Source organism: Arthrobacter sp. Soil761, assembly GCF_001428325.1.
Lineage (GTDB): Bacteria > Actinomycetota > Actinomycetes > Actinomycetales > Micrococcaceae > Arthrobacter.
This window is the reverse complement of record NZ_LMSF01000023.1, coordinates 284890-296957: the sequence shown is the minus strand read 5'-3', so window position 1 is coordinate 296957 and position 12068 is coordinate 284890. Positions and strand designations below refer to the sequence as shown.

Annotated in this window: 10 protein-coding genes; 4 read left to right on the top strand and 6 right to left on the bottom strand. The window is 65.7% G+C overall.

The genetic code is table 11. From position 1 onward, the window contains the following. Positions 1-2: 2 nt before the first annotated feature. Genes ASG79_RS13500 through ASG79_RS13485 form a run of 4 tightly spaced genes read right to left on the bottom strand, consistent with a single transcriptional unit; the run spans position 3 to position 4211 of the window. The gene (locus ASG79_RS13500) at positions 3-929 is read right to left on the bottom strand and encodes a carbohydrate ABC transporter permease (RefSeq protein ID WP_082581756.1); all 927 of its coding nucleotides are present in this window, start codon (positions 927-929) and stop codon (positions 3-5) included. Beyond that, complete coding sequence (locus ASG79_RS13495; RefSeq protein WP_056391847.1) at positions 929-1855, bottom strand: carbohydrate ABC transporter permease; 927 nt, start codon at positions 1853-1855, stop codon at positions 929-931. The genes ASG79_RS13500 and ASG79_RS13495 overlap by 1 nt, the downstream gene beginning before the upstream one ends. 7 nt (positions 1856-1862) lie before the next feature. Further along, a complete protein-coding gene (locus ASG79_RS13490; RefSeq protein WP_056391844.1) occupies positions 1863-3143 on the bottom strand; it encodes an ABC transporter substrate-binding protein in 1281 nt (426 codons plus the stop codon). A gap of 54 nt (positions 3144-3197) precedes the next feature. Next, positions 3198-4211, bottom strand: coding sequence for a hydroxyacid dehydrogenase (locus ASG79_RS13485; RefSeq protein WP_082581755.1), 1014 nt, complete (start codon positions 4209-4211; stop codon positions 3198-3200). A gap of 160 nt (positions 4212-4371) precedes the next feature. Here ASG79_RS13485 and ASG79_RS13480 point away from each other — a divergent pair, with 160 nt between their 5' ends. The 4 genes from ASG79_RS13480 to ASG79_RS13465 are packed head-to-tail and all read left to right on the top strand — an operon-like array spanning position 4372 to position 10113. Continuing rightward, positions 4372-6327 carry a heparinase II/III family protein gene (locus ASG79_RS13480; RefSeq protein ID WP_235509808.1) on the top strand — a complete coding sequence of 652 codons (1956 nt, stop codon included), beginning with the start codon at positions 4372-4374 and terminating at the stop codon, positions 6325-6327. Beyond that, positions 6324-7472: a LacI family DNA-binding transcriptional regulator gene (locus ASG79_RS13475; protein WP_056391843.1), complete on the top strand. Its 1149-nt coding sequence runs from the start codon at positions 6324-6326 to the stop codon at positions 7470-7472. The genes ASG79_RS13480 and ASG79_RS13475 overlap by 4 nt, the downstream gene beginning before the upstream one ends. Then, positions 7469-8182, top strand: coding sequence for a ThuA domain-containing protein (locus ASG79_RS13470; RefSeq protein WP_056391841.1), 714 nt, complete (start codon positions 7469-7471; stop codon positions 8180-8182). Before ASG79_RS13475 ends, ASG79_RS13470 begins: the two co-directional genes overlap by 4 nt. Positions 8183-8199: 17 nt before the next feature. Beyond that, a complete protein-coding gene (locus ASG79_RS13465; protein WP_056391834.1) occupies positions 8200-10113 on the top strand; it encodes a DUF2264 domain-containing protein in 1914 nt (637 codons plus the stop codon). Between the two features lie 13 nt (positions 10114-10126). Here the strand turns inward: ASG79_RS13465 and ASG79_RS13460 are convergent, their stop codons facing one another. Then, the gene (locus ASG79_RS13460; RefSeq protein WP_056391830.1) at positions 10127-10873 is read right to left on the bottom strand and encodes a ThuA domain-containing protein; all 747 of its coding nucleotides are present in this window, start codon (positions 10871-10873) and stop codon (positions 10127-10129) included. Further along, positions 10873-12042: a Gfo/Idh/MocA family protein gene (locus ASG79_RS13455; RefSeq protein WP_235509807.1), complete on the bottom strand. Its 1170-nt coding sequence runs from the start codon at positions 12040-12042 to the stop codon at positions 10873-10875. Before ASG79_RS13455 ends, ASG79_RS13460 begins: the two co-directional genes overlap by 1 nt. Positions 12043-12068: the final 26 nt, after the last annotated feature.

Below are 12068 nucleotides of genomic sequence, written 5' to 3'. Positions count from 1 at the left end.
ACTCAACCCTTCATGCCGCTCGTTGCGATGCCTTGGATGAAGTACCGCTGGCCAACCAGGAAGATCGCCAGGATGGGGATCACCGAGATGACCGAGCCGGTCATGATCATTGCGTACTCCGCGTCGAACTGTCCTACGAATGAACGCAGTCCCAGCTGGACCGTCCAGAGCCGGTTGGACGTGAGGTAGATGAACGGCCCCATGTAGTCATTCCAGGTGTTCACGAACGTCAGCAGTGCCAGGCTGGCGAGCGCCGGCTTGGACAGCGGCAGGATCACCCGCGCCCAGATGCCGTACTCGCTCAGGCCGTCAATCCGGGCGGCCTCGCACAGTTCATCCGGGATGGTCATGTAGTACTGGCGCATCAGGAACACGCCGAACGCGCCGAACGCCTGCAGCAGGATCAGGGCGTTAAAGCTGTTGGTGAGCCCCAGGTTCTGCATCATGATGTACTGCGGCACCATGTAGGCCTGCCACGGCACAGCGATGGTGCCGATGTAGGCCAGGAACAGGACATCCCTGCCTGGGAAGCGGACCTTCGAGAACCCGTAGGCGGCCAGGGAACCCGTCAGCACCTGCAGGCACGTGATGATCACGGCCAGGTACAGCGAATTCTGCAAGTAGCCCATCATGGGAATGCGGGTCCAGATGTCCGTGTAGTTGCTCCACACGAATTCGCTGGGAATCCACTGGATGGGAACCGTGAGGACCTGGTTGTTCTCCTTCAGCGACGAGGAGACCATCCAGATAAACGGCACCATGAGTGCCACCACCAGGACGGCGAGGACGGAATAGATGACCAGGTCACTGGTGCGCTTTTCCCGCTCCCGGGTCGAGCGTCTGCGGTCAATCCGACGGCGGTCTTCCGTGGCAGGTGCCAGGCCGGCGAGGGGAGCTTCGGTCTTGAGGTCTTCGGCCATGTTGGTCATCAGCGTTCCCTCCGCTGTTGGATCTTGAACTGCAGGACGGTGACCGTCAGGACGATGAGGAACAGCACCAGGGAGATGGCGGACGAGTAGCCGAACTTTCCTTCACCGATGCCTTCCTGGTAGATGAGCTGGGACAGCACGGTGGTGGAGCGTCCCGGTCCGCCGTTGGTCATGACCACGATCAGGTCGAAGACCTTGAAGCTGGAGACTGTCAGCATGACCACCACGAAGAAGGTGGTGGGCCGCAGGGACGGGATGGTGACGTTCCAGAAGCGCTGCCACGCACTGGCGCCGTCCACCTCTGCCGCTTCATACAGTTCGGTAGGGATGGCCTGCAGCCCGGCCAGGTACAGGACCATGTAATAGCCCATATCCCGCCAGACGCTGGTGATGATGACTGCGGGCAGTGCCCAGTCGGAGCTGGAGGTCCAGCCCGGCGCATTGGCGATGCCAATGGCGTGCAGGAACTGGTTGATGGGGCCGTTGTCCGGGCTGAACAGCATGTTCCAGACCACTGCCACCGCCACCAGGGAGGTGATGTAGGGGAAGAAGATGGCCACCCGGAAGAAGCCAATGCCCTTGAGTTTGCGGTTCAGCAGCATGGCCAGCAGAAGGGCCAGGGCCATGGTGAGCGGAACGTGCCCGATGGCGTAGACCACGGTGTTCCGCAGTGCCACCCAGAAGGAATCGCTGGCGAACATCCGCTGGAAGTTGGCCAACCCCACCCATTTGGGGGCGGTGAAGGAGGTCCACTCCATGAAGGAGAGGGCGAATGCTGCCAGCACCGGAATGAGCGTGAAGGCCAGGAACCCCAGGAAGTTTGGCAGGATGAACGTCCAGCCGATCAGGGTGTTGCGCCTGGCCTGCTTCCGGTTGCCCCGGCCGGCGGCCGGGGCAACCTTCGAAGGAATGGTTTCAGTAGTCATGCTGCTGTTACTGACCGAGGACTTCGCTCTTGACGCGCTTGCCCATCTCGGCAATAGCGTCGTCCACCGGGCGTTCACCCACCATGATGAGGTCGTGCTCCTGGTTCAGGACCTTGTCTGTCGCAGCGGACTTGTCGCTGACCGGCATTTCCAGGGCAATCTGGTCCGGGGTGAAGGCCTTCTTGGACAGGTCGTCCGTGGGCATCCCCTCGAGCTTGAAGTAGGCGTCCTTGACGGCATCGTTCTGCAGGGCCGGAACAACGCCGATCCTGGAGATCGCCTTGGCGCCCTCCTCACCGGCTGCCCATTCAATGAACTTCCTTGCCTCGTCCGAGTGCGCAGCGTTCTTGTTTACGGCGAAAGCCGTGGGGGAGCCGAACGTGGTAACCTTCCCGCCCTCGCTCTTCTGGGGCATGGGAGCCAGGCCCCAGTTTACGTTCGTCTTTCCGTCCTTCTTAGCCTGCAAAACTCCTGCGATGTACCAGGTGCCCATGGGCATCATGGCAGCCTGCCCACTTTCAAACATGGTGCGGTAGCTGGTCTTCTGGCTCTTGGCCGTCCCGAAATCCAGTGTGGCGCCGCTCTTCTGGAGGTCCAGTGCGGTGTTGTACTGGTCCTTGAAGAAGCTGTAGTCGCCGCTGTTCTGGTCGGCGTTGTTCTGTGCGGCGGCGATGGCCTGCACCACGGAACGCCAAATGTGGTGGTAGGTGCCGTACACCTTCTTGCCGCCCGCTTCGGTGGTGAGTTTCTTGGCAAGCGCGGTGTACTCGTCCCAGGTCAGGTCCGCCGGGTTCTCCACGCCGGCGGCCTTGAGCAGGTCCTTGTTGTAGTACAGCAGCCAGAAGTCCTGCCGGTACGGCGCGGCGAAGTACTTGCCGTTGATATCGAACGCATCAATGCCGGCCAGGTTGTCCTTGCCCACCTTGTCCACCACAGTGTTTATTTCCTGCAGCTGGCCGTTGTTGGCGTAGCGCGCGTAATCAATGACGTTCTTCATGGTCAGGACGTCCGTGGTGTCGCCGCCGGCCAGCATGGTGGTGACCTTCTGGGGGTAGTCGTCCGCCAGGATGTCCACGGGTTCAATGTCCACCTTGGGGTTGGCGGCCTCGTAGCTGTCGAACAGTGCCTTGAATTCGGGGGTGCCTTCGTAGTTCCACACGGACACGGTAAGGCGGGTCTTTCCGTCCTGGCCTTGGGGTTCGGCCGGGCCGGCTGCCCCGGCGCAGCCGGTGAGTCCAAGGCCGGCAGTCACTGCCAGGGCGATGGCGGCGAGGGTTGTGCGCTTCATTGCGGTCTCCTTACTAGGTTTTCAAATGGGCCGCGGGCTGCGGCGGTTACGTTGTCAGGCGCTGAGTGAAAGGTCCGCGGACACCACTTGCGCGGCCAGCTGTTGTCCGGTGAGGTACCGTTCGAGGTCGTTCAGGGCGGCGTCGGACATGCGGCGGGTTTCGGTGCCCAGCGACCCTGCAATGTGGGGGGTGATCTGGACATTCGGGAGGTCGTACAGCACCGAATCCGCCGGCAGCGGTTCGGGCTCAGTCACGTCCAGCAGGGCCTGGATGCGCCCGGTAGCGCACTCGGCTTCGAGGGCCTTCGTGTCCACGAGTGAGCCCCTGGCCGTGTTGATCAGCGTTGCGTTGTCCTTCATGGCCCGTAGTTCGGCCGCGCCGATCATGTGTTTGGTCTCGGGTAGGGCAGGTGCATGCACCGTCACCACGTCCGATGCGGCCATCAACTCCGGGAGGGACACCAGCTGCCCTCCCTCCGCGGCCACGGCGGCGGGATCCGCGTAGGGATCGCTGACTAGGCAACGGACATCCTGCAGTTGCTGGACCAGGTGCACTACCCGGCGTCCAATGCGGGAGAACCCGATGACGCCAATGACCCGTCCAATGTTGCCCAGCTCACCCCGTTTCGTGGTGTAGTTCCAGTCGTCCCGGAAGACCCGGGCATCATTGGCCAGCACGTGTGCCTTCTTTCCAGCCAGCACGATGGACGCAAAGGTGAACTCCGCTACCGGGATGGCATTGGCGTCTGCCCCGTTGGTCACCAGGATGCCCCGCTCCCACAGTTCCGGAGTGACAAAGCTGCGCACGGTGCCTGCGCAATGGAATATTGCACGAAGCTTTGGCATGCGTGCGAGGGCGGCACCGTCGAGCCGCGGCACGCCCCAGCTCGTCAGCAGGATTTCAACATCGGCCAGGCGCCCGGCAAGCGCAGGCCGGTCAAGGGACGCGGTCCAGGGTTCCGGGCCGAGATCTACCAGGCGCGCCAAACGGTCAAGCCGTGTGGAATCGAACTGGTCAGCAAATGTTTTCTGGTTCATGACCAGCAGGGCCTTGGGTTTCCGCGCCACTCGGGCCTCCTTTCCTCCGTGAAGTGAAATGCGGGAATCCGCGTTCCATGTCTTGCATCACATCTAACAATCAGTAGATACTCATGAACAAGACAGAACATTCAACATGGTCATGATCGTCCTAAAACGATCGTATTCGAACAAGAGAACCGGTTTCTGCATGACAACCACCACAGGCCATTCCGACGCGGAGCGTCCGGCACCGCTCATCTCCGCATGGTGCCAGGCCGCCACCGCTGCGGAGTTGGTCACGTCACTTCAGGGCGCAACTAAGCGACTGTCCGTCCCGCCCGCTGAGGCGTCCGCATGGAGTGCAGTTCCGGCTGACGCCCTACGCATGATCAGGGAGCAGGCCGGCACGGAACGGGGAACTCCGTGGCCGCAGCCCCTGGTGTCCCATTACGCGCGCTTCTTCCGCGACGGGAACCGTACCGCGTACGAAAGCCTGGTGCGTGCACGGCAGCAAAGGCTCACCCGCGCGGTGGTCATGGCCCTGACGTCAGCGGACCGTGAGGCCACCGACCTCTGGCTCGACGAATCTATCGACGGTGCCTATCTTCTGTGCGAACAGAGTTCCTGGAGCTGGGCGGCCCACGATGATGTCTACAGCCGCTCTGGAGAAGTTGTCCCGGACCTGGCCCGGCCCTTCCTGGACCTGGGCGCCGGCGAGGTGGCTGCCCAGCTGGGCTGGCTGGACCACGTGCTGGGCAGTGAACTCGACGCGCGAGCCCCTGGCCTGCGGCGGCGCCTGCGCGATGAGGCGGCTGCACGCGTCTTCCAGCCGTTCCTTGAACGGCTGGACTGGCACTGGCTGGGCCTGGACGGGGACGTCCACAACTGGAACCCGTGGATCCACTCGAACCTGGGCGCCGCCGCACTGTTCCTGGTGGAGGATCCCCACCTCCAGGCACGGATCATGGAACGGTGCATCGAGGGCCTGGACCGCTTCCTGGCCTCAATCCCGGTTGACGGCGCCATCGATGAAGGATTCGCCTACTGGTGGAACGGCGCGGGGCGGGCGCTGGAGGGGCTCAAGCTGCTGGAGGAGGCCACCGGAGGAGCCGTCGACGCCGGACTGCCAGTCGTCCGTGAACTGGTGGCCTTCCCGCACCGCATGCACATCGGAGGTTCCTGGTTCCTGAACGTGGCAGACGGGCCGGCGCGGGCGGCGGACGCCCTCCCCTGGGACATGCTGCACGGCTGGGCGGACCGGCTGGGGGACCAGGATGCAGCGAACCATGCCGCGTCGATGCTCGCCCGGGAGCCGGATGCCGCTGCCGGGCTGGGCCGCGTCCTGCACTCGCTCCTCGCCACCTCACCGAGGCCCGCAGGGATCCCGCCACTGGTTTCCTTCAGCTATCTCCCGTCCGTCCAGATCATGGTGGCCCGCCAGAAGGCCGGGTCTACGGAGGGGCTGCTCCTGGCAGCGAAGGGCGGCCACAATGGCGAGCACCATAACCACCAGGATGTGGGTTCTGTGGTGGTGGCGGTGGATGGTGTTCCCCTCCTGGTGGACGCCGGCCAGCCCACCTACACGGCGAAAACCTTCGGCCCGGAGCGCTACGGCATCCGCGCCATGCAGAGCGCATGGCATAGCGTCCCGGCGCCATGGGGGCTTGAGCAGGGCACGGGCAGCGAATTCACCGCCCAGGTCCTTCGGCAGCCCACGGTCCACCAGCCCCGCCTGGAACTTGCCCTCGGCGCAGCCTATGGCCTCGATCCCGGGCAGTGGGTTCGAACTTTCGATCTCGACAGAAACACCGGCCGCGTCACCATCGGGGACCGCTGGGAGCTTCCGGAGTCCGCGGCACCGGGGACGCCCGACGTCGACATCACCTACCTCACGGCCGGTACCCTGCGCCGTGGACCGGACGGGGCGGCCACTGTGCATCCCGCCGGAATCCCCACCGCCGCAATCCCGGGAAAACCATCGGGCCGCGGAGCCGTGCTGCGCTGGGAGCCGGCCACCGCCGTCGTGCTGGTGGATGAATGGCACCTGGATGATCCGCTGCTGGCGGACATCTGGGGACAGTCCCTGACCCGGCTTCGCTTCCGCATGCCCGCAACAACCGGTGCCGACGGCGCATTCACCCTCACCGTGGAGGCAGCATCATGAGTCCTGACCAACCCGCCGAGCCCGCAGGAAAATCCCTCTTCTCGCTTCAGCGCAGGGAGCGGCTCATGGAGGAGCTGCGCGCCCACGGCGCCATCACCGTCCGGGACATCGCCGGCAAGCTGGGCGTCAGTGAACTCACCATCCGCCGCGACGTTAATCTACTGGCAGATGAGGGCCTGGTGTCCCGCGTGCACGGCGGGGCCACGCTTCCCAGCCCGCTGGACCGGACCGCCGCCGGGCGCGCAGTAACCCACAGCTACTCAATCGGCATGGTGGTGCCGTCCCTGGATTACTACTGGCCGCAGGTCATCAGCGGCGCCCGTGCCGAAGCGGAAGAGCAGAACCTGCGGATCATGGTCCGGGGTTCCACATATGACGCCGCGGACAACCGCCGCCAGGTACAGGCCCTGCTGGACACCCAGAACATTGACGGGCTGATCGTGGCACCTGACATGGGAGGGGAACGCGGCCAGGAACTGCTGCGGTGGCTGAACGCGCTTCCCATTCCCGTGGTGCTGGCCGAACGGCGCGCACCCGCAGAAGTCCCCGCCCACCGCCTGGAATGGGCGGCAACGGACCACGCGTTCGGTGCCGGCATGGCCGTGCGCCACTTGTGGCAGGAAGGGCACCGGCGGATCGGCTGCCTGACCGACTCGTCCAGCCCCACCAGCCCGCACGTGGTCCGCGGTTGGCAGCAGGCCCTGGCGGCGCTGAAAATCCCACTCCAGGAAACCGTCCACGAGGATTCGGTCAAGCAGGGGGACGGCGGGCGCAGCGCCCACTTCGATCATGTCCTGGAGCTCTGCCGCAAAACCGGCACCACGGCCATGCTGGTGCATTCAGACACCCAGGCGGTGGCGTTCGTGCAACATTGCGTGGACCGGGGGCTGGCAGTTCCGGGCGACATCGCGGTAGTGGGCTACGACGACGAGGTAGCCTACCTGGCAGAGCCGGCCATCTCTGCCGTCCGTCCGCCCAAGCACTACGTGGGCAAGGTGGCTGTGCAGCTCATGGCAGCTCGGCTTGCCGAGGGGCGCATGCGCCCGGTGCACCGTGTGGAACTCAACCCCGAACTGATCCTGCGGGACTCCTCAATAGGCGCTCCGCGGCTGCCTGCCATGGGCGTACTCGAGGATTCCCGGTGACCGCCCCGCTGGGCGGTGCGCCCACCGCCCTGCTCCTCACCGGCGAGGGACGGTATGCGGATCCGTGGCACCCGTTCGCTGACACCTCGCATGCGTTGGCAGGCCTGTTGCGGGACACGGGCTTCGACGTCGTCATTTCCGGCGATGTTGACGAAGCGCTGGCCGACCTTGCACATGCGGACGCCACTGGCCTTCCTTCGGTACTGGCCGTGAACGTCGGCCTGCCCCGTGACGGCCGCCCGTCGCCGGGAACGCCGGATGCCTCGGCAGGGCTAGTGCGGTGGCTGGGCTCGGCCCGGCCAATGCTGGTGACCCATTCAAGCTCCACCAGCTTTGTTGACCTGCCTGCCTGGGAGGACGGGCTGGGCGGCCGCTGGGTCAGGGGCACGTCCATGCACCCGGATTATGGGCCGGCTGCCGTCCGTCTCCTTCATGACTCCGGGCCGGTGGTTGCCGGCATCCCGGATTTCGTGCTGCCGGATGAGCGCTACAGCTATCTCAGCACCTGCCCGGACATCACCGTTCACGCCACCCACAGGCACGACGGACGCGACCATCCGCTGATGTGGTCCCTGCACCGGGGGACCGGCACGGGCGGCAGGCGGGGCCGGACCTTCTATGACGCCCTGGGCCACGACGCCGCCTCGTATTCGTCCCCTGAACACCGTGCCATCCTGCTGCGGGCCATCGCCTGGCTCGGTGGCAACTGAGACAACCCAAGGAATCCATGACCACCTCTGCACTCCCTGCTGCCCTGGTCCTTCCGCCACTGGACCGCGAACTCTCCCCGTTCACCGGCTTGACCCGTGAGCACTGGTGCGCCTGCGCCGACCACCTGCTGCGGTCCGCTCACCGTTACGCCACCGGTGATCACGCCAACTTGTACCTGCCCGGCGCCACCAGCAACTATGGCCCTCGCAGCGACTCCCTGGAGGCCTTCGCCAGGACATTCCTGCTGGCGTCTTTCCGGATCGCCGGCAGCCCGGAGGACACCGGATGGCTTGTGGATTGGTACGCGCAGGGGCTTGACGCCGGAACCGACCCGGCCAACCCTGACCGCTGGCCCACGCCGGGGGAGCTGGGCCAGGCGAAGGTGGAAGCCGCCTCGCTCGCGGTGGGCCTGTCGCTTACCCGGGAGCTGCTGTGGGACAAGCTGCCGCAGCGGGTCCAGGAGCAGCTCATTGCCTGGTTCGAGACCGTGATCGGCGGCCAGTACCCGCCCATCAACTGGGTGTGGTTCCAGATCGTCGTGGAGATGTTCCTGGCCAGCGTGGGAGGCCAGTTCTCCAACGCCGACATCGACGCCGGCCTGGCCATCCACGACTCGCTGTACCGGGGCCATGGCTGGTTCGCCGACGGCCCGGAGCGGGCTTACGACCACTATGTGGGCTGGGCATTCCAGGTCTATCCGCAGCTGCTGCAGCTGATGGTACCGGAGGACCCGCGTGTCCAGGCCAGAACTGCTGTTGACGGGGAACGGCTTGCCGATTTCCTTGATGACGCCGTGCATCTGGTGGGGGCTGACGGCGCCCCGCTGGTCCAGGGCCGGAGCCTGATCTACCGGTTTGCGGCGGCTGCGCCCTTCTGGTCAGGGCAGCTCTTGGGCCATACCCGGCTCAGCCCTGGCCTCTCGCGGCGGGCCGCGTCCGGGATCCTGGGCTATTTCCTGGAACGCGGGGCAGTGAACCGCGACGGTTTGCTGACTATCGGGTTCCACGGCGAGTTTCCCGGCATGAAGCAGGCCTACTCCGGGGCCGGCTCGCCCTACTGGGCGGCCAAGGGGATGATGGGCCTGGCCCTGCCGGCAGACCATCCCGTTTGGACCGCGGTGGAGGAGCCGTTGCCGGTGGAGGTTGGAGACACGCAGCGCTTCATTGTTGCGCCGGGCTGGCAGGTGGACGGGACTGTGGCAGACGGCATCGTCCGGGTCCTCAACCATGGGACCGACCACGCCAACCCCGGCGTCCAGGTGGCCGATTCGCCGCTGTATGCCCGCTTGGGCTATTCCACGGCCACCTTTCCGGACTTGGAGCCGGAGTCGCTCGATAACGCGGTGGTCTTCGAAGATGCCGGCGGCCGGCTGACGCACCGCACGGGATTCGAATTCTTGGGGCACTTCACGCTGGACGGTATTCAGGTGGGAGCCTCCCGGACCGCCACCAGCTGGATCGCCATTGATCCCGACTGCGGTCCCGACCACGGCAGCGGCGCCGCCGGGACCGCAACTCCAGGCCCCGAGGCCACAGTGGTGTCCCTGACGCGCGGTGCCGTAGAGCTGCGGCTGGTCCGCGTCCGTGGCGGGTCCAGCCTTGCCGCCAGGATGAGGATCGGCGGGTGGCCCATCGAGGCAGGCTCCGCGCTTGCCTCCGAGGTCAGGCCCGTCCCCTGGGGAGGGAAGCTCGACGACGGCGGAACCTGGGGACGGCAGGCGCCGTACCCTATGGGATCACACCTGACCATCCCCTGGATCGGCACGTCGGGTGGGGTTGCAGACGGCGACTATGCCGCCGTCGTCGGACTGGGCGGACAAGGCCTGCATGTGGAACTGGACGGCTCGCACGTCCTGCCGGACGGCCGTTTTGCCTTCGTCGACGGCAGCACAGTGGATCCCATCGACGTCTGGGCCCGGCTCGGGCTGTAGCCGTTTGCGCCTACTACTCCTGGAACCACTCCCGGGCAGGGTTGGTCACCGCCGGGGCTGAACGGCCCAGCTCCGGCTGGGCCGCCCACTTGACGCCGTTGGCCAGGACCCGCTGGACCTGCGGGTGGTGGTACACCGGGTACTCCTGGTCGCCGGGGCTGAAGTAGAAGATGCGGCCCTTGCCCCGGGTGAAGGTGACGCCGGAACGGAACACCTCGCCGCCCGCGAAGGAGCTGATGAAGATGAGGTCGTCCGGCTCCGGGATATCGAACAGCTCGCCGTACATCTCCTGTTCGGGGATGACGATGGGACTGTCCACGCCTTCGGCGATGGGATGGGACGGCTTGACGGTCCAGACCAGTTCCCGCCCGCCGTCGTTGCGCCAGGCGAGGGAGCAGCTGGTGCCCAGGAGTTTGGTGAAGATCTTCGCGAAGTGCCCCGAATGGAGCACAATCAGTCCCATGCCGCCAAGCACGTGCCGGTGGACGCGTTCGACGACGGCGTCGCCCACCTCGGCGTGGGCCATATGGCCCCACCAGAGCAGGACGTCCGTCTCCGCAAGCACCTCCTCGTCAAGGCCGTGCTGGTCGTCGGTGGCCAGGACCGCCGTCGTGATGTCAGCGTCCGGGAAGTAGGAACGAAGTCCTGCCGCAATGGCACCGTGGATGCCGTCAGGATAGATCTCCCCGATGTGCGACGGCTCGTTGATGGCCTCGTGGACGCCCTCGTTCCACACCCGGATCCTCAGTTTGCCGTTCATTAGAGACGAACCTCCCTCTGCTCAAGTGCGGACTGGTAGCACGCGTCAATGATCTGTGCACGGTAGAGCGCGAGGGAGCCGTCATGCCCGGCCCAAACGGCGTCGCCGCCGCGCACTGCCGTAACGAAGTCTTCCACCACTGCGTCATGCGCGCGGCCCGGGAGCACAGCTGGCACGTAGTCTGCGGATTCGCCGTCCTTGTCGGTAAACACCCGGAGCTGGCCGACCGGCGGGAAGGGTGCGCCGTGCACCTTGAGCTCCGCGCCGCCGTCGGTGCCGTAAACCGTGAAATCGAGCAGGTCGTCCTGTTCCCGGTAGGTGGCCCAGCCCGCCTCGATCAGCAGTGTGCCGCCGCCCTCAAGCCGGAGGAACGCTGACGCGAAGTCTTCCACCTCGAACGCGTGGCTGGTGGCCTGGGCCGTATACCGGCTGCCGCCGCCCCTGCCCTGCGGGCCAAGCTCCGAGTGGGTGGCGGCGGAGACAGCCAGCACCTTCGGTTCGCCCAGGAGGTGGAGGGCGTAATCCAGCGCGTGCACGCCGATGTCCGCCAGCGGTCCGCCGCCGGCAAGCTCGGGGTTGGTGAACCAGCTTCCCAGCGTCGGGATGCCGGAGCGGCGCAGCCAGGAAGCCTTGGCGTAGTAGGGCCGGCCCAGCCCGCCGTCGTCGATCACTTCCTTCAACGCCTGGATGTCGCCGCGCCGGCGGTGGTTGAAGGCGACGTCCAGGACACGGCCTGCCTTGCGGGCGGCGTCCACCATGGCCTGGCCCTCGACGGCGTTGCGCGCGATGGGCTTTTCGCTCAGCACGTGGATTCCCCGCTCCAGGGCGGCGATGGCGATGGGTGCGTGGAGGAAGGTGGGCACTGCCACACTGATGGCGTCCAGGCCGCCGTGGTCCAGCATGTCCTGCCAGTCCGCGAAGGCGTTGGGGATGGCGTATTCGACCTGCAGGGAGTCACGGAGCTCCTGCTCCATCCCGGCCAGCGACACGATGCGGACACCGTCCAGCTCGGAATAGGCCTTGAGGTGCTGCTGGCCGGCCCAGCCAATGCCCACCACGCCCACGCGCAGTTCCGGGTTTCCTCCTGGCGCTGGCGGCTGCTGGACGGGGGTTTGCTGGTTGTTCACGAGGTTCTTTCCTTTTCCGGGCGGCGTTGGGGTGAGGGTCATGGAATCGATTCCAAAATGGTTGGGGG

Coding starts and splice junctions, on each gene's coding strand:
- ASG79_RS13500 (WP_082581756.1), bottom strand. CDS start 929: ATGACCAACATGGCCGAAGACCTCAAGACCGAAGCTCCCCTCGCCGGC.
- ASG79_RS13495 (WP_056391847.1), bottom strand. CDS start 1,855: ATGACTACTGAAACCATTCCTTCGAAGGTTGCCCCGGCCGCCGGCCGG.
- ASG79_RS13490 (WP_056391844.1), bottom strand. CDS start 3,143: ATGAAGCGCACAACCCTCGCCGCCATCGCCCTGGCAGTGACTGCCGGC.
- ASG79_RS13480 (WP_235509808.1), top strand. CDS start 4,372: ATGACAACCACCACAGGCCATTCCGACGCGGAGCGTCCGGCACCGCTC.
- ASG79_RS13475 (WP_056391843.1), top strand. CDS start 6,324: ATGAGTCCTGACCAACCCGCCGAGCCCGCAGGAAAATCCCTCTTCTCG.
- ASG79_RS13465 (WP_056391834.1), top strand. CDS start 8,200: ATGACCACCTCTGCACTCCCTGCTGCCCTGGTCCTTCCGCCACTGGAC.
- ASG79_RS13460 (WP_056391830.1), bottom strand. CDS start 10,873: ATGAACGGCAAACTGAGGATCCGGGTGTGGAACGAGGGCGTCCACGAG.
- ASG79_RS13455 (WP_235509807.1), bottom strand. CDS start 12,042: ATGACCCTCACCCCAACGCCGCCCGGAAAAGGAAAGAACCTCGTGAAC.